Annotated in this window: 19 protein-coding genes; 7 read left to right on the top strand and 12 right to left on the bottom strand. The window is 63.7% G+C overall.

Going from position 1 to position 20,139, the window contains the following annotated elements; all coding sequences use genetic code 11:
* Position 1 precedes the first annotated feature (1 nt).
* From aroC to aroA, 3 genes are all read right to left on the bottom strand, one after another.
* A complete protein-coding gene (aroC, locus tag RR_RS04590; RefSeq protein ID WP_004516749.1) occupies positions 2 to 1,201 on the bottom strand; it encodes a chorismate synthase in 1,200 nt (399 codons plus the stop codon).
* A gap of 48 nt (positions 1,202 to 1,249) precedes the next feature.
* Positions 1,250 to 1,645 carry a hypothetical protein gene (locus RR_RS04595; protein WP_049938682.1) on the bottom strand — a complete coding sequence of 132 codons (396 nt, stop codon included), beginning with the start codon at positions 1,643 to 1,645 and terminating at the stop codon, positions 1,250 to 1,252.
* Positions 1,646 to 1,747: 102 nt separating this feature from the next.
* Positions 1,748 to 3,037, bottom strand: coding sequence for a 3-phosphoshikimate 1-carboxyvinyltransferase (gene aroA, locus RR_RS04600; protein ID WP_011222834.1), 1,290 nt, complete (start codon positions 3,035 to 3,037; stop codon positions 1,748 to 1,750).
* Positions 3,038 to 3,131: 94 nt separating this feature from the next.
* Here aroA and RR_RS04605 point away from each other — a divergent pair, with 94 nt between their 5' ends.
* Both RR_RS04605 and RR_RS04610 read left to right on the top strand, forming a co-directional pair.
* Complete coding sequence (locus RR_RS04605; RefSeq protein ID WP_011222835.1) at positions 3,132 to 3,836, top strand: SDR family NAD(P)-dependent oxidoreductase; 705 nt, start codon at positions 3,132 to 3,134, stop codon at positions 3,834 to 3,836.
* Positions 3,837 to 3,881: 45 nt separating this feature from the next.
* The gene (locus RR_RS04610; protein ID WP_011222836.1) at positions 3,882 to 4,748 is read left to right on the top strand and encodes a ZIP family metal transporter; all 867 of its coding nucleotides are present in this window, start codon (positions 3,882 to 3,884) and stop codon (positions 4,746 to 4,748) included.
* Positions 4,749 to 4,762: 14 nt separating this feature from the next.
* Here the strand turns inward: RR_RS04610 and RR_RS04615 are convergent, their stop codons facing one another.
* The 4 genes from RR_RS04615 to RR_RS04630 all read right to left on the bottom strand — a co-directional run bounded on the left by RR_RS04615 (position 4,763) and on the right by RR_RS04630 (position 9,656).
* On the bottom strand, positions 4,763 to 6,160 hold the full coding sequence (locus RR_RS04615; RefSeq protein ID WP_011222837.1) for a PAS domain S-box protein: 1,398 nt from the start codon (positions 6,158 to 6,160) through the stop codon (positions 4,763 to 4,765).
* 6 nt (positions 6,161 to 6,166) lie between these two features.
* Entirely contained in the window at positions 6,167 to 7,657 is a 1,491-nt protein-coding gene (locus tag RR_RS04620; protein ID WP_011222838.1) for an ATPase domain-containing protein, read from the bottom strand.
* A gap of 260 nt (positions 7,658 to 7,917) precedes the next feature.
* Complete coding sequence (locus tag RR_RS04625; protein WP_011222839.1) at positions 7,918 to 9,207, bottom strand: hypothetical protein; 1,290 nt, start codon at positions 9,205 to 9,207, stop codon at positions 7,918 to 7,920.
* A gap of 62 nt (positions 9,208 to 9,269) precedes the next feature.
* Positions 9,270 to 9,656, bottom strand: a complete 387-nt coding sequence (locus tag RR_RS04630) for a hypothetical protein (protein ID WP_007188278.1) — start codon at positions 9,654 to 9,656, stop codon at positions 9,270 to 9,272.
* 165 nt (positions 9,657 to 9,821) lie between these two features.
* Between RR_RS04630 and RR_RS04635 the strand changes: the two genes are divergently transcribed.
* Both RR_RS04635 and RR_RS04640 read left to right on the top strand, forming a co-directional pair.
* Positions 9,822 to 11,471: a thiamine pyrophosphate-binding protein gene (locus tag RR_RS04635; RefSeq protein WP_011222840.1), complete on the top strand. Its 1,650-nt coding sequence runs from the start codon at positions 9,822 to 9,824 to the stop codon at positions 11,469 to 11,471.
* A 34-nt stretch (positions 11,472 to 11,505) separates the two neighbouring features.
* On the top strand, positions 11,506 to 12,207 hold the full coding sequence (locus tag RR_RS04640; RefSeq protein WP_007188280.1) for an SOS response-associated peptidase: 702 nt from the start codon (positions 11,506 to 11,508) through the stop codon (positions 12,205 to 12,207).
* An 8-nt stretch (positions 12,208 to 12,215) separates the two neighbouring features.
* Here the strand turns inward: RR_RS04640 and RR_RS22925 are convergent, their stop codons facing one another.
* Positions 12,216 to 12,341 carry a hypothetical protein gene (locus RR_RS22925; RefSeq protein ID WP_004963153.1) on the bottom strand — a complete coding sequence of 42 codons (126 nt, stop codon included), beginning with the start codon at positions 12,339 to 12,341 and terminating at the stop codon, positions 12,216 to 12,218.
* A gap of 119 nt (positions 12,342 to 12,460) precedes the next feature.
* Between RR_RS22925 and cysK the strand changes: the two genes are divergently transcribed.
* Positions 12,461 to 13,390 (top strand): cysteine synthase A, encoded by a 930-nt coding sequence (gene cysK, locus RR_RS04645; RefSeq protein ID WP_049938687.1) that lies wholly within the window; start codon positions 12,461 to 12,463, stop codon positions 13,388 to 13,390.
* A 34-nt stretch (positions 13,391 to 13,424) separates the two neighbouring features.
* Here the strand turns inward: cysK and RR_RS04650 are convergent, their stop codons facing one another.
* Positions 13,425 to 14,036 (bottom strand): translation initiation factor IF-2 subunit beta, encoded by a 612-nt coding sequence (locus RR_RS04650; RefSeq protein ID WP_004963147.1) that lies wholly within the window; start codon positions 14,034 to 14,036, stop codon positions 13,425 to 13,427.
* Positions 14,037 to 14,133: 97 nt separating this feature from the next.
* Here RR_RS04650 and RR_RS04655 point away from each other — a divergent pair, with 97 nt between their 5' ends.
* Together RR_RS04655 and RR_RS04660 are read left to right on the top strand one after the other, a co-directional pair.
* Positions 14,134 to 14,514 carry an ArsR/SmtB family transcription factor gene (locus RR_RS04655; RefSeq protein ID WP_011222842.1) on the top strand — a complete coding sequence of 127 codons (381 nt, stop codon included), beginning with the start codon at positions 14,134 to 14,136 and terminating at the stop codon, positions 14,512 to 14,514.
* Between the two features lie 10 nt (positions 14,515 to 14,524).
* Entirely contained in the window at positions 14,525 to 15,244 is a 720-nt protein-coding gene (locus RR_RS04660) for a DICT sensory domain-containing protein (protein ID WP_011222843.1), read from the top strand.
* 132 nt (positions 15,245 to 15,376) lie between these two features.
* On the opposite strand, the gene RR_RS04665 is transcribed toward RR_RS04660, so the two are convergent.
* The 3 genes from RR_RS04665 to RR_RS04675 all read right to left on the bottom strand — a co-directional run bounded on the left by RR_RS04665 (position 15,377) and on the right by RR_RS04675 (position 20,134).
* Complete coding sequence (locus RR_RS04665) at positions 15,377 to 17,200, bottom strand: L-aspartate oxidase (RefSeq protein ID WP_007188284.1); 1,824 nt, start codon at positions 17,198 to 17,200, stop codon at positions 15,377 to 15,379.
* A 131-nt stretch (positions 17,201 to 17,331) separates the two neighbouring features.
* On the bottom strand, positions 17,332 to 18,807 hold the full coding sequence (gene nhaC / locus RR_RS04670) for a Na+/H+ antiporter NhaC (RefSeq protein WP_004963135.1): 1,476 nt from the start codon (positions 18,805 to 18,807) through the stop codon (positions 17,332 to 17,334).
* Between the two features lie 202 nt (positions 18,808 to 19,009).
* Positions 19,010 to 20,134 (bottom strand): ABC transporter ATP-binding protein, encoded by a 1,125-nt coding sequence (locus tag RR_RS04675; protein WP_049938689.1) that lies wholly within the window; start codon positions 20,132 to 20,134, stop codon positions 19,010 to 19,012.
* Positions 20,135 to 20,139 lie beyond the last annotated feature (5 nt).

A 20,139-nucleotide genomic window follows, 5' to 3' on the forward strand; every position in this document is an offset into this window, starting at 1 on the left:
GTTAGTCGTCGTCGATAGTTTTTGCGTGGGTGTCCGCGTCCTCTGGGTCGTTCTGCGGGCTGGACGGGTGGTAGTCGGTGTCGTACTCGCCTGGCCGACCGTCGAGTCGGTCGGGATTGATGCGGCCGCCAAGGAGCATGAAGTCAAGGACCGTACAGGCGAGCATAGCCTCGACGACCGGGACCGCCCGCGGCGGCAGGACCGGGTCGTGGCGGCCGGTAACGGTAATTTCCTTGCCTTCGCCGGTCTCCCAGTCGACAGTCTCCTGCGTCTTTGGAATCGACACCGGCGCGTGCCATGACACTTCGCCGTAGATGGGCTGGCCGGTCGTGATGCCGCCCTGAATCCCGCCGTGGTCGTTGCCGACAGGCGTGGGGTGACCGTCTTCGTCGAACTCCCAGTTCTCGGTGTACTCACTGCCCTTGGTCGTCCGGGCCTCGCGGCCGATGCCGTACTCGAAGTCGTTGACCGCCGGAATGGAGTACATCGCCTGGCCGAGCCGGGACGGGAAGCTATCGAACCGGGGTGCGCCGAGGCCGGACGGGACGCCGCGACACTCGAAGTAAATCGCGCCGCCGATGGAGTCGCCCTCCTTCTGGTGCTGGTCGGCCACGTCGCGCATCTCCTCGGCGGCCTCGGGGTCAGCACAGCGAACCTCGTTTTCCTCGCTGTGTTCGAGCATATCCTCGAAGGTGACCGGCCCAGCCTCGACGTCGCCGATCTGGCACACGTGGGCCTTGATCTGGACATCGTAGTCGGACTGTTCGAGGACCTGCTTGGCGACGCCGCCAGCAGCGACCCAGTTGACGGTCTCGCGGGCAGAGGAGCGACCGCCGCCGCCCCAGTTCCGGGTCCCGAACTTCGCGGAGTAGGTGTAGTCACCATGAGACGGCCGCGGGGCCGTGATGAAGGGCTCGTACTTGCCCGAGCGGGCGTCCTTGTTCTGGATGACCATCCCGATAGGCGTCCCCGTCGTGTAGCCGTCCTGAATCCCGGAGTTGATCGTCACCTTATCGGGTTCGCCCCGGGAGGTGGTGATCATCGACTGGCCGGGCTTGCGCCGGTCGAGGTCTTTCTGTATCTCTTCCTCTGAGAGTTCGACGCCCGCCGGAACGCCGGAGACGGTACAGCCCATCGCCTCCCCGTGAGACTCGCCATAGGTCGTCATGCGGAACAGACGACCGAACTCGTTGCCGTTCATTACAGTGGTGTCGGGGTTGCGGGCATTTGAACCTTGTAGATGCGCCCGTCAGTCGTCGAGCCACCTGACCCGGTCGAGGAACTGCACCGTCTTCGCCCCCTTGACCTGTTTCTCGAAAACCGCATCGAACACCTCATCTGTGTCGTCAGGCCGGGGCTCCCAGGTGTACCGTACCAGCGTTACGTCCGGATACTTCGTGTTGACCGCACGGGCGAAGTTGCCCTCTGACGAGGCAGTGCGCCGGCGTCCGACCACCACGCAGTTGAACTCGCGGTCGGCCAGCACTGTCATCGCCCGGTCGGTGTTTGGTGTCGTTACTAGTTCGACTGCCTCGCGCTCGTCGGCAATATCGGCCTGCAAATCAAGCAACAACTGGTCGTCATCGACGTAGAGGACTGTCGTAGGGTCCGCAGTAGACTGTTCGGAAGCGCTCGTTTGATTCACAACGTGTGTTGTGAATGTTCTTCGTCGCGTAAAAGCGCACTTATCTATCAGATACGTAATACTCTTTCATTGCAAAAACCGACCTGCTGGTGACCCGATACCCTATTGCTCGACAGCAGCGCCAAGCGAGTCGAGCACGTCGAAGAAGTCAGGGAAGGACACGTCAACGTGTTCTGCGCCGGTCACCGTCGTTTCGCCGTCGGCGACGAGGCCGGCGACGGCCAGCGACATGATGATGCGGTGGTCCGCACGGCCTTCCACGGTTGTGCCGACGAGGTCGCTGTCAGCGCCGTAAACGAACAGTTCGTCCTGGTGTTCTTCGACCTCCGCGCCCATCTTCGTGAGTTCCTCGGCCATCGCGCTCACGCGGTCAGTCTCCTTGTACCGGACGTGCTCGGCGTCGGTAATCCGGGTGACGCCGTCGGCAGCGGCCCCAAGCGTCGCGATGGTCGGCAGGAGGTCCGGCGTGTCTTCGACGCCGACCTCGATGCCAGTCAGCTCGGACTGTGAAACGGTGATTTCGCCGTGTTCCTCGTCCCAGTCGAGGTCGGCCCCCATCCGGTCGAGGATGTCAACGATGGCGGCGTCACCTTGCGCGCTCGGGAACGCCGACGTGACCTGCAGGCCGTCCTCGGCGGCGAGCGCGCCGGCCGCGAGCAGGTAGCTCATCGACGAGAAGTCCCCGGGGACGTTGTAGTCGCCGCCGTCGGGGACGTAGGTCTGGCCGCCGTCGACGGTGAAGCCAGCGTCGGTCTTCTCGGCGTCGACGCCGAACGCGTCCAGCACCTCCAGCGTGATGTCGACGTACGGTGACGACTTCAGCTCGGTCGTCAGGTCGATGTCGATGCCGTCCGGTGAGACGGCTCCGGCCATCAACAGCGCAGTGATGTACTGTGAGGACACGTCGCCGGGGATTTCGACTGCCCCGCCGTCGATGCCGCCGCCGACGACCAGCGGGGCCTGCCCGTTGTGGCGGGTCGACTCGGCGTCGCCATTCAGCTGTCCGATAGCATCGAGTAGCGGCCCCTGCGGGCGCGACCGGAGAGACTCGTCACCAGTCAGCACCGCGAGGTCGTCCTGCAGCGCGGCCGTGGCGGTGACCAGTCGCATCGTCGTCCCGCTGTTGGCACAGTCGATCACGTCGTCCGGCGTCTCCGGCCGGCCGTCGAAGCCCGTCACTTCGACCGTCGACTCGTCCTCAGCCAGCGAAACACTGCCGCCGTATGCTTCGACGGCTCGCATTGTGGCCTTCGTGTCTGCGCTCACGAGCGGGTCGTGGACCACTGCGCCGTCCGCGTAGCCCGCGGCCAGCACCGCCCGGTGGGTGTAACTCTTCGACGGCGGTGCCTGTGCCGTCCCCTCGACCGTCGACTCGGCAATCGTGATGTCCATGCCCGGTCGGTAGCGGGCGTTCGACAAGAGACTACCGCTCCCACCCCACTGCGGTGAGAGCAACGACCTTGTGGCTGGCAGCGGTACCACCGCTATGGTCCCAGCGATGGACAGCGCGACCGCTGTCGTCACGGGTGCGAGTAGAGGTATCGGCGAGCAGATAGCTCACGCGGTAGCGGGTGCAGGCGCACATACGGTCATCTGTGCCCGCGACGCCGAGGCGCTTGAGCGGGTCGAAGCTGATATCCGGGACGCTGGTGGCTCCGTGACCGCGATTCGCACGGACGTACGTGATGAGTACGACGTTGAACGGCTGGTCGAAACTGCCATGCGGGAAGGAGGCGCAATACAGTACGTTGTCGCCAACGCCGGCGTCTACCACGGCACCGCCGGCGAGACGCCGCTCACCGAGGAATCCTACACTGCCTTCGACGACCATATCCGGACGAACGCCCGCGGCGTGTTCTCGACGATCCGGGAAGCCGTTCCGCACCTCGGCCCGGATGCCCGAATCGTCGTCCCGACGGGTGTCGTCGCCCGCGAGGGAATGCCCGGCTACGGCTCCTACGCGGTTTCGAAAGCTGCCGCAGAGGCTATTGCTCGCGGATTCGCGGCCGACCTCGATACGCCGGTCGGCGCAGTCGACCCCGGACAGGTCGCGACGGACCTCTCCGGTGACGGCGGGCGCGACCCAGTGTCAGTCGCCGAAATGGTTCTCTGGGCGCTCCGCGATGCAGACCCGTCAGCGCTGGACGGCGGTGTCCTTGACTGGGGCGACTATCGGTCGGCGACCCGGTAACCGCCATCGATGGGTTTATTGGTAACAGGCCGGTGAATGTAGATAATGTCTATTAACTCAAACTCAGTATTTAATAACTCTGGACGGGTGTCCGCCGCCGGTATCGCAAGTGTCGTCGGTCTGGCGGTCCTGTCAGCCGTCGCCGTCACCGGTGGGGCTGTGAAAGTCCTCGTTATCTCCTGGGTCGCGTTCGCAGCAATGGCACTGGGCGCGTGGCTCGGTGCACGGGCCGACGAGACGAACCCCTACCGACTGGTCTGGGGCTACGGCCTCGCGAGCGGTGCGATGGTCACGTCGGCGGCCATGTTCCTCGTCCCGCAGGCGATGGGACTGGGCGGTCAGGCCGGCGCAGCACGAATCGGCGGCGTCGGCATCGCCGCCGGACTGGTCACCGGCTACGGCACCCACACTATCGGTCATCGACTGACCCACATCGAGACGTCCTTCGACATGACCACGATCGCTATCGCCGCCCACGCGCTCTCGGCCGGACTGGTCATCGGGCTGGTCTACGCTTCGATGCCGGACCTGGGTATCCTGCTCGGCCTCGCCATCGTCTCGCACAAAGGGCCGGCCGGCTACGCCGCCGCCCGGCGGCTCGGACGTAGCGACAAGTCCGCCACGGCGCTGTTGCTCCCCGCGGCTGGCGTTGGTCTGACGGCGATCCCATCCGCGCTGCTGCCAGTTCCGGAGTCAGCGCTTCTCAACGCGGTCATCTTCGGGTTCGCCGCTGGCATCTTCCTCCACGTTGCAATGGACTTCCTGCCGAACTGCGAAGCCGGCAGCGAGATCGATGAGGTCTGTGAACTCCACGACCACTCTCACGACCTGCTCGACGAACTCCGGACGCACGCCGTCGGGTCAACAGTAGTCGGCGCGGCCGTCATTGTGCTGGCGTGGGTCGCCATCTGAACGCGTGGTTGTCGTCACCGCACGGGCATTGTCACGGCGATACTTGTCCCGTCACCATCGGTTTGAATGTCGATATCGCCACCGACGTAGCTGATAAGCCAGTACGCGAACCACAGCCCTAGCCCGGACCCGTGTTCGAGCGGCTTTTCCTCCGCCGCTTCGATGACCCGGCGCTCCTGGTCCGGAACGCCCGGCCCGTTGTCCGACACCGTCACTGTCGCTGTCGTGTCGTGGCGCTCCGCCCGAATGGTCACTCGCGGTGCCGACGCGTCAGAGTGCTTGATACCGTTCTCGATGAGTTCCTGCAACGCCGGGACAACCTTTGCATCTATCGTCGACGACGTGACGTCGCTTTCGACGACGAACTCGGCGTCGGGATATGCTGCGGCCAGCCCGTCTGTGATATCACTGAGGACGGCTTCGAGTTCGCGCTCGACATCGTCGGTAACTGAGTCCGCGAGCAGTTCCTGCACGTGGTGGGCTTTCTCGCTAATATCGAGCAGGGACTGAACGTTCCCTTTGATCGTCTCAAGATGAGCAAGCGCGTCCTCGTCGTCGACTAGCTCTGAGAGAATATCTGCACGTCCGCTGATCGTCGTTCCGTTGTTCCGGAGATTGTGGCGGAGAATCCGGTGAAACACGGTGAGCTGTTGCTCGCGCAGTCGACGCCCGGTGATTTCGTTCTGAATCCCGACGAACCCCTGTATCGTCCCGTCTGCGTCCTGAATCGGGGCGATGGTCTGATTGAGGATGAACCGCTCGCCGGACTTGCGCTCGTTTACAATCTCGCTCGTCCAGACCTCGCCGCGACAGATTGTGTCCCAGAGCCGCTCGTAGAACTGTTCGCCCTGCTCACCGGATTTGAGTATCCGCGGCGTCCGACCGATCGCTTCCTCAGCGCTGAATCCGGTGAGTTCCTCGAACGCCGGGTTAACGTACTCGATGATACCGTTCGTGTTCGTTATCAGAATCGCATGCCCCGCGTGCTCGACAGCGTTTCTGAACCGCCGGAGTTCGTTGTTTTGCTCCCTGAGGTTTTCGGCGAGGTCTTCGGTGTGGCTGCGCCGCGCGAGGAGGTTCGCGATAGTCCGAAAGAGCGCCTGCGTATCCACCGGCGCTGTCACAATATCGTTTACGACGAGTGGCTGTTCCGCAGCGTCGATATCGGGGAGGTCAATCCTGACCGGGGTCTCCTCACGACGGACCAGAATCACGGGGCAAAACACCGGATCTGCCCGGTGTTTGTACTGTTCTATCGCTGCTCTGTATTTCGGAAACGACGACTCGTCGACGATGTGGAGGTCGGCCTCCCGGAACTCGCCGTCCGTGATCGGCGTGTGGTGTTCGGCGACGACGGAGGCGAGCGCGTCCCGGTTGCCATCGCCGGCCAGCAGTAACTGGATGTCAGCCATCGGTGGTTAGTGAGTGGACGACTGATTGTTGCCGTCGCCATGCTGTTCAGGGACGCCCTCAAACACGCCGTGCATTCCTGAGACGGGGTCGCCGACCTGTAGGCCGTCGGCGGTTATCTCGAACCGGCGAGGCACGGTTTCGAACCCGCCGACGCGCTTTTTTAGTGCGCCGACAACACGCTGGAGTTCGCCCGCAACCTCGATGTAGTTCTGGAAGACGATGTTGTCAGCGAGGTAGCTGACGTTCTCGCTCGTCGGCTCGTGCAGCCCGGTCACGTCTCTGCGCTGGTCGATCAGGACTACAGCCGTGTTCCCGCGCGTGAGCTGCTGTGTCAGGGCGTGGAGCCGCCGACGCAGTTCCACGTCGTCTTGGCCGCGCTTGATCGCGTTCTTGTAGCCCGCGATGCCGTCGATAACTACGAGTTCGGCCCCACGCTCCTCGGCCTGGGTCTTGACGCGGTTTGCGAACTCCTCGGGCGACAGCGCCAGCGATTCGACCTCCTCAACGAGAAGTGTTCCCTCGTCACGTAACTCCGAGAGCGGTATCCCGAACGTCTCACAGCGGTGGCTGAACGTGTCGATTGACTCATCGAACAGGTACGCGAGCGCCGGGGACCCGTCTGCCGCTGCGGAAGCCAGAAACTCCGTCGCTGTCGTCGACTTGCCGACACCGGAGGGGCCGCTAAGAATGGTTACTGTTCCGCGTTCGAGTCCGCCATCGAGGAGCGAATCCAGTTCCGGAACCCCGGCGGAAAACTGCGTGGGGTCGAACGACCGCGTCCGCTGTTCCGGTTCGAGCGCCGGATACACTTCGACGCCGGAGTCGCGGATCTCCATCCCATGTGAGCCGTCCTGCTGGCCGATGCCGCGGTGCTTGCGCAGTCGAATCCGCCGACCTGCCTTCTCGTCGCCGTAGCTGAGCGAGATGATGCCGTCGCTGAGCGACCTGAGTTGCGTGTCCATCTGATTGCTCGGCGTCTTGGTCGCCAGCACGGTCGTCTCCCTGTCCTGCAGGAAGCGCGCGAAGGAGATGACGCGCTTGCGAAACTGGTACTCGGTCGGTTCGAGATACTGGAAATGCGTGATGGGGTCGATGAGAACGCGGTCCGGGTCAACCCGCTCGATAGCCTCGCGGATATCCGAAATCAGGTGCCCGTCTTCAACGTCTCGTGGCTTGACCACGTCGTACGACTCAGCCTCCTCGAAGAACTCCGAGTCGGGACCGACATCGAGAAACGTCGCGTTGCTGATATCGATGCCGAGTTCGGCAGTGTTCGCCCGCAGATCGGACGCAGATTCCTCCGCATGAATGAACAGCACGTCGTCGCCGGCTTCAAGTCCTGCTTCGAGAAACTGCGTGCCAAGCAGTGTTTTGCCGGTTCCGGGCGGCCCGATAACGAGATAGAGCCGCCCTTCCACCAGTCCGCCTCTGAGAAGCGAATCAAGGCCGGAAATACCGCTAGAAAGCTGCGTGAACTGCCGCTCGGAAGAGGACATAGAAGGAGTATCGGACGGGGAGTAATAAGCATCTCGTGAGAAACCAACGTGTGATAACGACGGAGCCAGCGAGTTGTCGGCTGATTTGCCTCCGCGGTATCGATTACTGATATCTATTTGCCGTCGAGCAACTGCCCGGCAAGAATCGGCACGAACGTCCGCAATCCACTTTTTTAGCTCGGGTGTACCTCCTGTGGTCGCGCACCACTCCGAAAAAACGTGGGCGAAAAAGTCGACCACTCACTCCGCTCGTGGTCGTCCTATTCTTCACTAAGCAACTGCTCCGCCAGAATCGGAACAAAGGTGCCGATATCGGTGACCATCCCGACTGCCTGTGCGGAGCCGCGGTCGAGGAGTTGCGTCACCGTCGCGGGGTTGATATCGACGCAGACGACCCGCGTTGTCGAGGGGAGACAGTTCCCGACGGCAACCGAGTGTAGCAACGTCGAGAGCATCAGTACCATGTCGGCTTCGTGGGCCTGCTCTCGGATTGCGTTCTGGGCCTCGACGGCGTCGGTGATCGTGTCCGGCAGCGGGCCGTCGTCGCGGATAGAGCCCGCAAGCACGAACGGTCGGTCGTTGTCGATACACTCGTACATGACGCCAGACTCGATGGTTCCGGACTCGACGGCCTCCTCGATGCCGCCCTCGCGGATGACCTCGCTGATAGTGTAGATGTGGTGTTTGTGGCCGTGGCGGGGGTGGTCAAGGCTCTCGGTGTCCATCCCGAGCGAGGTGCCGTAGATATCTCGCTCGATGTCGTGGACGGCGAAGCCGTTGCCGGCCGAGAGCATATCGACGTAGCCCTCCCGGACGAGGCGAGCGAGGTCTTCACGCGCGCCGGAGTGGATGAGCGCCGGCCCACAGACCGCCATCACCTTGCCGCCCTCCTTTTTTGTCTCCTCGATTGCGTTTGCGATCTTGCGGATGGTCGACTCCGAGGGCCGCTCCGATGAGACGCCGCCCTGCATGAAGCCGAACGCGCCGCCGGAGTCACGGGGCCGCTCCGGCGGCTGGACCTTGATGCCCGTTTCGTCGGTGACGACCATGTCGCCCTCTTCGATGGCGTTGAGAACTTTCGTGTAGGCTCGGGGGCCGTCTCGCGGCGTTTCGTCGCCGCCGCTCGGCTGTTCCGAGGCGCGTTGCGCCTCGCTGGCGTCACCGTCCTCGACAACCACGGCGCAATCCATCTCCACGTCCTCGACTTCGATCCACTCGCCGTCGTGACGGATGAACGTCGGGTGGTTCGTCGTCGAATAAAAGCCATGTGGGACGACCTGGTCGTCGGGCGCGGGGACGAGCGTGGCGTCTTTCGGGTCGGACGGATTGACACCGTGCTGATGGAGTTCGTGGACAATCGACTGTAGCTGGGCCTCGTCGTCGGCCTCGACGAGCATTCGGGCGTAGGACTCCTCGTCTTTGTGGCGGCCGATATCGAACTTCTGGACGGAAAAGGAGCCGCCCAGGTCCATGATGATGCCGAAACAGGACTGCATCATCCCGGAGTCGATGATGTGGCCTTCTAGCTCGACTTCGCGAGAGACGGTCATGGCCAAGACATGGAGGCAGGTGTGTAAGACGGTTTTGGGTCTGCGCGACCCCGGTGGCCCGGCTACTGCCCGTCGACGTGTCGTTGCACAGCCCACGACCCCCCTTCACCAGTCTCACACAGGCGCTCAAAGAACCGCTGTAGTCCGTCGGACTCTGTGGTCGGCAGGACGTGCAATCGCACCGTTCCGTCGCGGACCGCGACGCGGAACACGTCGGTTGTTTCCTCGTCGCGGACCAGCCACAGCGGCATCGGCAGGTCGTGGAAATCACCGTAGCGGTACGGCCCAGCCGCAAGAATGTCGACGACTGTCTCGGCGAGGTCCGGCGTCGCCTGCTCCTGTTCCGGGATGAGTCGGAACTCCGTCCCGCCCTCGTATTCGACCCCGCTCCCGTGGGGAAAGCGCCGCTGTGGGTGGGCTGGGATGCTGAACGAGGGGTCCGTGGTCATCTGTCACGTAGTTGGGCGCTTTCGGATTTAAATTCGCGGGCCGTGCAGGGCTCGGTAGTATATTCTCCCCTGCGACTGTGGCGACCCGACGCGCTCTGGGGTCTAGCATGGCCGGCGGCGAACTAAAGTCATGAGAGTGAATTGTCTTACGAGTGAGGAATCAGTATGCGCGTTAGTCTGGCGGTGGTAGACCGTCTCGTCGCGAACGGCATCGATACCGTCTTCGGAATCCCGGGGAAGCAATCCCTCCCGCTGAACGAGGCCATCGGCAACCGGGACGACATCCGCTTTGTCGTGGCACGACACGAAACGGCGGTCTCACATCAGGCATGGGGCTATGCAGAAACGAGCGGGGAGATAGCGAGCACTGTTGTCGTCCCCGGCCCGGGCGATATGAACGCGATGAACGGCCTGAAAAACGCGCTGAACGACTGCACGCCGCTGGTGCATTTCGCCATTGAAACCGAGCCTGCGCTCCGGGGCGGTGATGCGATCCACGAAACCCCACCGGACACCTACGACAACGTCGTCAAAGAGAACATATTACTGAAAAACCCCGAAACGACAGCGGCGACAATCGACCGGGCAGTACAGATCGCGCAAACACCCCCGAAAGGGCCGGTTAGAGTCGGGCTCCCCAAGAATTACTTGCAGATGGATGTCCCGCTCGCCGGTGCAAGCACACCGTCGGCTCCGAGTTCAAATACTGTCCCGGAACAAGAAGTTTCGACAGCCGCCGAGCATCTGCTCGCGGCCGAGCGGCCCCTTATTCTGGCCGGCGGTGGTGTGCGAGCGTCGGGCGGGACGGCGGCGCTCCGAAGCCTCGCGGAGCGACTCGACGCGCCTGTCGTAACGACGTACAAGGGCAAGGGCGTGTTCCCCGAGGATCACGACCTCAGTGCCGGCGTGTTGGCCGGCAGCGCGAGCCCAGAGCTACTGGACTGTCTCGCCGATTCCGACGCTGTGCTGGCCGTCGGCTCTGACCTCGACGCACACGGGACACGCGGGTGGTCGGTCGAACTGCCTGAGACACTCATTCAGGTCACCATTGACGCTGACGACCTCGGCACGGGCTATGACCCGACTGTCGGCATCCTCGCAGATGCCGCGGACGCGATGACGGCGATTGAGAACAGAATCGCGGCGGCTGACACCGCTCCCGCCTCGAAGACGGACGGGGCCGAACGCGCACAGGCTGTCCGTGACGCCACAGCGCGTCGAATCGAACCGCTCGTGGATTCGGAACCGCCGCTGACCTCCGTCCATGTGCTGCAAGTCCTTCGAGACGCACTCCCTTCGGATGCCATCACCGCTGTCGACGCCGGGGGGTTCCGCGTCTGGGCGCTGAATACGTTTGCGGCGTACGGCCCACGCAGCTACGTCAACCCCGGGTCGTGGGCGACGATGGGCACCGGACTACCGTCTGCGATTGGGGCACAGCTAGCGAATCCGGACACGCCGGTCGTTGCACTGACCGGTGATGGTGGCCTCATGATGTGCGTCCACGAGCTTCATACTGCGGTCGCTGAGAATCTCCCAATTACCGTCGTCGTCCTCAACAACGATGATTACGCGATTATCAGCGAGGAGGCGGGGCGCAGCTACGACCTCGATCATCAGGCGTACGGATGGGACAGGACGCCGATCGATTTCGGGACTGTCGCTGCCGGGATGGGGATGGAAGCCACGCAGGCCGACACGCCGTCCGAAATCCGCACGGCGGTTCACGAAGCAGTCCAGACCGACGCGCCGACACTCGTCGAGGTCAGGACCGACCCGGCGGAGCCACAGGCAAGCGAGTGGATGCGCGAGTAGTGGATTTATCCAGCGGGAACGCCAACCACAGGTTATGTGTGGCCGCTACAGTTTGTTCTCCCCTCGCGAGGAAATTGAGACGCGGTTCGACGCCGAGTTTTCCTTCGACTACGAGTCCCGATACAACGCCGCTCCGAGTCAGGACCTGCCGGTCATCACCGACGAGTCACCGGGCACAATCCAGCGAATGGAGTGGGGCCTGATTCCGACCTGGGCCGACAGCCGAACGGACCACGGGCATATCAACGCCCGCGCTGAGACCTTGGCCGAGAAACGGTCGTTCGCCGAGGCGTACGAGTCTCGACGCTGTCTGGTCCCTGCTGATGGGTTCTACGAGTGGGTTGAGACGAGCGGCGGCAAGCAACCGTACCGCGTGGCGCTGCCGGACGACGACCTGTTCGCGATGGCGGGACTATACGAGCGGTGGAAGCCGCCACAGCGACAGACTGGGCTGGGAGAGTTCGGTGCAAGCGGCGGTGATTCGGGCGGAGAAGACGATATCGTCGAGTCATTCACGATTGTGACGACCGAACCGAACGAGGCCGTTGCCGACCTCCATCACCGGATGGCCGTCATTCTGGACCCCTCAGAGGAGTCAACGTGGCTTCGCGGCAGCGCCGACGACGTGGCCACACTACTTGACCCGTACGACGGGTCTATGCAGACCTATCCAGTTTCGTCAGCGGTCAACAGCCCTGCCAACGACTCGCCAGAACTCATCGAACCGGTGGGATAGCAACGGCGTTACTCGCTCGGCGTGTTCTGGCGCTTGAACTGGTGCAGCATCTTCCAGAGCGTGTCTTCGTCGACCTGATCTTCGGCGGCGGATAGCTGACGGTACAGGCCCTCAGAGACGGTAATCTCAGGCATTACTGAAACGATTGGCTGGAGACAACATAAGCTTCTGGAGACTCGGAATCGAGTGAATGTATTCGACCCACAGTATTCTGGGTGCTCTGTTACGGGGGCCAATCGTCTTCTCCCGGTGTATGCAGTCGTACGCACAGCGAGACGACGACGGCACTGTCCCAGCCAGCGTGACCGACCTCATCGGCGACACGCCGCTGGTCTGTCTCGACAGCTTTGCAGGCAATCTGCTCGGGAAGGTCGAAGCGGCCAACCCCTACTCGGTGAAGGACCGCATCGCGCTGTACATGGTCGAGGCGGCCGCCGAGTCCGGGGATCTCACCGACGACGGGATGGTCGTCGAAGCGACCAGCGGCAACACCGGTATCGGGCTGGCCGCTGTCTGCGCTGCACGGGGCTACGACTGCGTGCTGACGATGCCTGAATCGATGAGCGAGGAGCGCCGGCAGTTGCTCTCGGGGCTTGGCGCGGACCTCGAACTCACACCGGCCGACGGCGGGATGAGCGGCGCAATCGAGCGCGCGAACGAACTGGCTGACGCGCCGGGCACCGTCCGCGCTCGACAGTTCGAGAACGAGGCGAACCCGCGCGCCCACCGTGAGACGACCGGTCCAGAGATCTGGGCCGATACCGACGGCGACGTGGACGCGGTCGTCGCCGGTGTCGGGACCGGCGGCACGATCACCGGCATCTCGGAGTACATCAAGGAAAGGGTCGGCGCGGACCTCACTTCAGTCGCTGTTGAGCCTGAACAGTCCAAACTGCTCTCGGCGGCTGACCCGGACAGCCACGACATTCAGGGCATCGGGCCCGGGTTCGTGCCGGACATTCTCCGGCGTGACCTCATCGACGAAGTGCGGACCGCGAGTAAGGCTGAATCCGTGGCAGCGTCCCAGCGCCTTGCCAGCCAGGCAGGGATTATGGTCGGCATCTCATCGGGAGCGGCGCTGCACGCGGCCGCGGAGTACGCCACCGAACACCCCGAGGAAACGGTGGTCGTCGTCCTGCCAGACACCGGCGAACGATATCTCTCGACGGACCTCTGGGAATAAGGAAGAAACGTAGCCGCGCCGCGGAAAACAGGCTTCAGGCGACTCGACCGAACGCCAGCGTGCCGCTGATGCTCTCGATGTAGGCTTCGACGACCTGGCCTTCGCGCGCTCCGGAAACGAAGATGGTGTACTTCCCTTTCTCGGCGACGCCGTCGCCCTCGCGGCCAGTGCCGGTAATCTTGACCTCGTAGGTCTCGCCCTCTTCGAGCGTGGGTCGGTCCTGCTGCGTGTTCGAACTCGCACCCTTGGCGACCGGGCGGAACGCACCACAGGCCTGACAGCGCAGCATGTCGACGCCGTCCTCGTTTTTGAGGACGGTGTCGGGCAGGCCACACTCGGAACAGGTGACGTACTCGGCGATGTACGCGTCAATAGCGGCCTCGAAATCGCTGGTGTCGAACGAGCCGTTGTAGCGGGCTTCGCCGCCGTCGAACTGACCGTTGGTCCCGAACTCGCGCTGGATGGCCCGGTGGAGGTGCTGTGCGTCCCGTGAGACGGCGTCAGCGATTGCCTCTAAGTTTGTCAGGCGTGTGAACGCCCCGTCTGTCTGGCCTTCCGGGTCCGGAATCGAGAGCCGTTCACCGGCCTCCCGGGGCTGGTCTGGTAGCACGTCGTACGCACGCTGTAGAGCGGACTCGTAGTTCATACATTTTAGACGGTGCTGGCACGTAAATGGATTCCGTCACATCTGTGACTAACTACTGGCCAATGATATTAATACTGGGAGTGGATAATTGGTTGACATGGACCAGCACGAGCAGCCTGCAGAGACATCGGGATTACCGTCCGAGCGACTTGATACGCTGCTACGGGCGCTGGCAGCCGAGCCTCGGCGGATGATATACATATACCTCGCCGAACACGATTCGGCCACAGTCACGGAACTCACGGACGTGGTCGTGGGCTGGGTCAAAGCACGTGGACGGGACGCCGACGCCTGCAACTGGGACGATACCCGCACTGCGCTCCACCACCGCCACCTTCCCGTTCTCGATGACGCTGGCATCGTTACCTACGATGCTGACCAGCAGACCGCAACGCTGGCATCGCTGCCGCCGTCGACGACCGAGATTCTTGCGACAATAACCGATCTGGACGGCGCTGAGGCAGACCACGAACACTAACGATGGGCCGATGACAGTCAGCACGCTCCTCCGACGGTTTGAGGGTTCGGACGTAGCGATGACTGTGTACGGCCCGCCCGCAGCCACGGCTGTGGTCGAGCGTCTGGCAAGCCAGGGAATCGACGCCATCTGGCGGAAACTCCCGACCGGCCATCAGGATGCGTTCGTCGTCATCCGTCGGGACGGCGCGTTCGCAGAGACAGTCCCGCTCACCGCGCTGCAGGCGTTCCTGTGTACGCCGGCGATCGGTTCCGACGACAGCGGACCGCCTGACAGTGACCCGGGTCGACAGCTGCTCTACTCGGCGCTCGCGAACACGCTCCTCTCATCGCTCACGCCGGCACAGTTGCTTGAAACGTCTCGCGAGTTCGAGGACAGGGCCTACCGCGTCGGGAACGGAACCCTTCGAGTGAGCTTCCAGTCGCTGTCGATTTTCCGCTCTCAGCGCGCCCGATACGAGACGCTTGCCAGCGACACGGCCCTCGACATCCACGTGTACGGACAGGCGGACTGGGAGCCGCCGACGATTCCCGGAATCACGTTCCACCCACTCACAGACACCGCCCTCGAACAGGTGTGGTTGCTGGCGTTCGACGCCGCCGGTGACGACCAGAACAAGTGTGCACTCGTTGCTGAGGAAACTGCTGACGGGCCGTTCCGGGGCCTCTGGACGTACAGCCCGCGACTGGTCGACGAAATTATGGCAGCGGTTGTGGCTGTCGAGGAGTAGCCGGCGAAGTCGCGTCGATTTGAAAGACAACACAGCGGATGCTATCCCGGACACAACAGCGGAGCCAAAACCACGAGCCCATCAACGTTTGAGTAGTGCCCCGACAGGCCGAGAGCGTTCCCGAAGCGTCCCCTACTCGAGGTGGTGGTAGTCAAGCTCGTAGCCGACATCAACCGCCTCGCTGACTGCGTCGCTCGGTTCTGCGACACCACGGGTCGTCAGTTCGAGTCCTGTGTCACCCTGGTCCACGAGGATGTTCCGCCGCCAGTCGGGGTCTACGTCGGGCGCATCGGTGCGGTAGTGTGCGCCGCGGGACTCATCGCGCTTGCGCGCACCCAGTAGCAGCGCTTCGGCCACCGTGAGGCTGAACGAGAGGTCGACAGCGAGTTCGAACGACAGGCTGGTTCGGTCGCCGTCAACATGCATGTTCCCCGTCCGCTCGCGGAGGTTTCGGAGCTTCTCCAGCCCTGCCGACACCGACTCGTCAGTGCGGAGGATGCCAGCATGCTCCCACAGCAGGTCGCCGAGGTCCGCGAGGAGCTGTTCGGGCGTCTCGTCGCCGTCCGATGCCTCTAGTTCCCGCAGCGACTGGAACTCACGCTCAGCGATAGCACGCTGCCCGTCCGGCAGGGCCCCGTTGCGGTCGTCGCCTGTCACCTGCGTTGCGACGTGGTCGCCGACGAGCGCGCCGATGGCGACCGTCTCCGCGAGCGAGTTCCCGCCGAGTCGGTTCGCACCGTGCACGCCTGCGACCGTCTCGCCGACGGCATAGAGCCCACCGACGCCGGTTTCGCCGCTCTCGAAATCGATGTCGACGCCGCCCATCGAGTAGTGGGCAGTCGGTGCGACTTCCATCGGCTTCTCGGTGATGTCGACGCCGAGATCCATGAACCGCTCGTACATCCGCGGGAGCCGCGATTTGATGTACTCGTCTTCGCGGTGGGAGATATCCAGATAGACGCCGCCGTTCTCCGTTCCGCGGCCTTCGCGGAGCTCCTGCGCGATGGCGCGGGCCACCACGTCCCGCGCGTCGAGTTCCATCTGGTCCGGCGAGTACTCCTCCATGAACCGCTCGCCATCAGCGTTGAGTAGTCGACCCCCCTCGCCGCGGACCGCCTCGGTGACGAGTCGGCCGTCCCAGTCCTCGCCGTAGCGGTCGCCGACCATCCCCGTCGGGTGGAACTGAACGAACTCCATGTCCATCAGCGACGCGCCGGCTTCGAGCGCCAGCGCCGGGCCGTCGCCGTTGTTCTCCTCATCACGCGAGGAATGGCGGTTGTACAGGGCAGAGGAGCCACCCGCTGCCAGAACGATGTGGTCCGACTCGAAGAGGATGAACTCGCCGCTCTCCATGTCGTAGCCGGCCGCGCCGTAGACCTGATCGCCGTCCGAGAGCAGGCGGGTAATCATCACGTTGTCGCGGTAGGGAATCCCGAGACTCTGTGCCTTGTCGACGAGCGTATCCAGCATCGCCTCGCCTGTCCGGTCGCCGACGAAGCAGGTCCGACGGAACGACTGCGCGCCGAAGTACCGTTGATTGATTTTCCCGTCTTCGGTACGGTCAAACGGCATCCCCCAGTCGTCAAGCTCCCGGATTCGGTCGGGCATATGCTTGGCCGTCAGTTCGACCGCTTTTGGGTCGTTGATGAAATGCCCCTCGTCCAGCGTGTCTGCCGCGTGGATGGTCCAGTCGTCCTCGGGATCGAGCGACCCCAGCGAGGCGTTAATGCCGCCGGCTGCCCACGTCGTGTGCGCGTCGCCGTGGTCCCGTTTACCGATGACCAGCGGCTCGACACCGTTCTCGGCAAGTCCAATTGCGACCCGCGCCCCGGCAGCGCCAGCGCCGACGACCAGCACTGGGACCGACACCGTCTCGTAGTCGACTGCCGGACCCGCGTCGCTCGCCCGACCGTCGGCAGCCTGCTCGCCGTCAGCGGATGGCTTCTGTGGTGTCATCAACTAAAGTAGGGGCTGTGGACTTATGAGGGCTTCGCGCGCACACGCACACGCACACGCGCGTCTCGAAGGCCAGAAGACGACTTCCAGATGTGGTCACCGATTCGCTACCGCAGGCGGTTCGGGGCCGATCAGTCTTCGCCCGCTGTCACCGATCCGGCACCACCGGGCCCCGTGGCCGGCTCTTCGCTGTCGGCTCGGTCCGCATAGACGATCTGCCAGCCGGTCACCCCCATGAACAGGAGCACGAGCGGCGAGAGGAAGCCGAAGAAGTAGTACGGCGCGTATTCCAGCGTCGGGACGCCGAGCGTCCCGGCCATGAACAGTCCGCCGCTGCTCCACGGAATAAGCGCACTCGTCGTCGTTCCCGACGCTTCGATGGCTCGGGAGAGGTTCTGACTCTTGAGCCCCTGTTCGTTGTACAGATTACCGAGCGTCATCCCCGGCACCACGATGCTCACGTACTGCTCCGCCGCGAGAATGTTCATCGAGACGGCGGACACAGCGGTGACGCCCGTGAGGCTCGCAACGCTGTGGCAGAGTCGCCCGAGATGGTGGGAGAGCACCGCGAGCACGCCGGCCCGTTCAAGCAGGCCGCCCAGTGCGAGCGCGGCAATCGCAATCGTCACAATCCACGCGCCGCCGGTCAGGCCGCCGCTCTCTAAGAGTCCGTTTACGAGTTCCATGCCCGTCTCTGGGGCTGTCCCGGACTGTGCCGCCGACCACGCAGCGCCGAATCCGGTTCCCTGCACGAGCATTGCGGTCCCAACGCCCGCGAAGACACCTGTCCCGAGCGTCGGCAGGGCGGGGATGCCACGCAGTGCAAGCCCAAAGGTCACGATGACCGGCAAAAACACGAGCGGCGAGACGACGTACGTGCTCTCTATCGCCGCCTGGATTGACGCAACGCGGTTGGCGGGGATAGCCCCAGCCGCTCGCAGCCCGAGGCCGGCGTACAGGACGACGGCAATCGTGAACGCGGCGAGCGTGCCGGCCCGCATCGCGTTGATGTGCTCATACAGGTCCGTGTCTGTCACTGCTGCGGCCAGATTCGTCGTATCCGAGAGCGGGGACTGCTTGTCCCCCGTGTAGGCCCCGCTGAGAATCGCGCCGGCGGTCATCGGCTCTGAAATACCCAGTCCCGAACCGATCCCGATGAGCGCGACCCCGAGCGTCCCGGCCGTCGTCCACGAGGAACCAACGGCGAAGGAGATTATTGCGGAGAGGATAGCTGCTACCGGGAGAAACACCATTGGCGTGAACAGTTCCAGCCCGAAGTACATCAGGCTTGGAATCGTGCCCGCCTGAATCCACGACGCGATGAGCGCATAGACGGTGAACATGATGAGAATCACCCGCATTCCCATGAGCAGGCTACTGGCAATACCGTCGTACAGTTCCGACCACGAGAGCCCGAGGTGGTACCGTGCGAATAGGCCGGTGAAGGCAATTCCCCAGAACAGCGGGAACTGTGGGTCCAGATCGAAGGCAATGAGGCCCACGCTGAGGAACACGATCATCCCCGCGATCGGCACGAGTGCAGCCCCCAATGATGGCCGTTCAGACGGGTCGATATCGTCGAACAGTCGGGGTTCGAACTCGACCATCACTGACCCCCGTCGCGCCTATTTGACTGGACTCCGGCATGACTCCAGCCTATGGGTGGTGATTTCCGCCAGCCCTGTCGACACGCTCCGATACGCCTCTTCCGACCACTTGCGACGGCACCGCGTGTCATATTGATATCGGCGATAACCACAGGTGGGTTAAAACAGACACCATTCCGGTGTCGGCGTGGGGATTGATAGCTTACGGCTGTCTGTCGACAATGTGTGCGTCCGCCGGGGCAAAGCCGACTGTCACGGCCCCGGTCGGCGGGTCTTCGACTCGCAACAGGAGTTCGCGGCCCTCCCAGTCGAGATGAACGCGCGTGGTTTCGCCGAGAAACTCCGCACTCGTGACCGTCGCTGTCACCGCATTTCGGCCGGCGTCGACAGCAAGGCGTTCCGGTCGCACACAGAATGTGAGCCGGTCTCCGGACGAGACAGCCGCGGCCGGGTTGCTGTCACCATTCAGGGCCACTGAGAGCGTGGTGTCGTCGACTGTCACGTCTGCGATGGAATATCCACTCTCATCGTCAGAGTTGTCGGCGTCCTCGGCGCGGACGGTCGACCGTACCGCCGTCACCGTACCGCTGAGGACGTTGTTGTCGCCGACGAAGGTGGCGACAAACGCCGTCGCCGGCTCGCGGTAGATGGTCCGCGGCGGCGCGACCTGTTCCGGCGTCCCGTCGCGCATGACCGCCACGCGGTCGGACACGGCCAGGGCCTCTTCCTGGTCGTGGGTGACGTAAATCGTCGTAATTCCCAGTTCCTGCTGAATCTCGCGGACCTGCACGCGGAGGCGCTCCCGGAGTTTCGCGTCAAGCGCGCTCATCGGCTCGTCGAGCAAGAGTACGTCGGGGCCGGGGGCCAGTGCGCGGGCCATCGCCACCCGCTGCTGCTGGCCGCCCGAGAGCGTGTCGGGGTCCCGGTCCGCCATGCCGCCGAGGTCCACCAGCTCAAGCAGTTCGCGCACCCGGGCCTCGTCACTGCCGCCGCCTGGCGGGTCGGTGAACGAGAGCCCGTAGGCGACGTTCTCCCCGACGGTCATGTGCGGGAACAGCGCGTAGTTCTGGAAGACAACGCCTACGTCGCGGTCCTCTGGGGGGACGCCGGTGACGGACTCGCCGCCGAACCGGACTTCGCCCTGCGTCGGGTCCTCGAAGCCGGCGATGAGCCGGAGCGTCGTCGTCTTCCCGCAGCCGGAGGGTCCGACCAGCGTGAAGAACTCGCCGTCCCGAACGGAAAGCGACAGGTCCTCGACGGCGGTCGTCTCGCCGTAGCGTCTGGTGACGCCGTCGAGTTCGACGGCCGACGGGGCGGTCCGGTTCACGGCAG

The sequence above is a fragment of the Haloarcula marismortui ATCC 43049 genome (genome assembly GCF_000011085.1).
Lineage (GTDB): Archaea > Halobacteriota > Halobacteria > Halobacteriales > Haloarculaceae > Haloarcula > Haloarcula marismortui.

Bases quoted from the DNA above. Each gene is read 5' to 3' on its own strand.
- aroC (WP_004516749.1), bottom strand. From the start codon at position 1,201: ATGAACGGCAACGAGTTCGGTCGTCTGTTCCGCATGACGACCTATGGC.
- aroA (WP_011222834.1), bottom strand. From the start codon at position 3,037: ATGGACATCACGATTGCCGAGTCGACGGTCGAGGGGACGGCACAGGCA.
- RR_RS04605 (WP_011222835.1), top strand. From the start codon at position 3,132: ATGGTCCCAGCGATGGACAGCGCGACCGCTGTCGTCACGGGTGCGAGT.
- RR_RS04610 (WP_011222836.1), top strand. From the start codon at position 3,882: ATGTCTATTAACTCAAACTCAGTATTTAATAACTCTGGACGGGTGTCC.
- RR_RS04615 (WP_011222837.1), bottom strand. From the start codon at position 6,160: ATGGCTGACATCCAGTTACTGCTGGCCGGCGATGGCAACCGGGACGCG.
- RR_RS04620 (WP_011222838.1), bottom strand. From the start codon at position 7,657: ATGTCCTCTTCCGAGCGGCAGTTCACGCAGCTTTCTAGCGGTATTTCC.
- RR_RS04625 (WP_011222839.1), bottom strand. From the start codon at position 9,207: ATGACCGTCTCTCGCGAAGTCGAGCTAGAAGGCCACATCATCGACTCC.
- RR_RS04630 (WP_007188278.1), bottom strand. From the start codon at position 9,656: ATGACCACGGACCCCTCGTTCAGCATCCCAGCCCACCCACAGCGGCGC.
- RR_RS04635 (WP_011222840.1), top strand. From the start codon at position 9,822: ATGCGCGTTAGTCTGGCGGTGGTAGACCGTCTCGTCGCGAACGGCATC.
- RR_RS04640 (WP_007188280.1), top strand. From the start codon at position 11,506: ATGTGTGGCCGCTACAGTTTGTTCTCCCCTCGCGAGGAAATTGAGACG.
- RR_RS22925 (WP_004963153.1), bottom strand. From the start codon at position 12,341: ATGCCTGAGATTACCGTCTCTGAGGGCCTGTACCGTCAGCTATCCGCC.
- cysK (WP_049938687.1), top strand. From the start codon at position 12,461: ATGCAGTCGTACGCACAGCGAGACGACGACGGCACTGTCCCAGCCAGC.
- RR_RS04650 (WP_004963147.1), bottom strand. From the start codon at position 14,036: ATGAACTACGAGTCCGCTCTACAGCGTGCGTACGACGTGCTACCAGAC.
- RR_RS04655 (WP_011222842.1), top strand. From the start codon at position 14,134: ATGGACCAGCACGAGCAGCCTGCAGAGACATCGGGATTACCGTCCGAG.
- RR_RS04660 (WP_011222843.1), top strand. From the start codon at position 14,525: ATGACAGTCAGCACGCTCCTCCGACGGTTTGAGGGTTCGGACGTAGCG.
- RR_RS04665 (WP_007188284.1), bottom strand. From the start codon at position 17,200: ATGACACCACAGAAGCCATCCGCTGACGGCGAGCAGGCTGCCGACGGT.
- nhaC (WP_004963135.1), bottom strand. From the start codon at position 18,807: ATGGTCGAGTTCGAACCCCGACTGTTCGACGATATCGACCCGTCTGAA.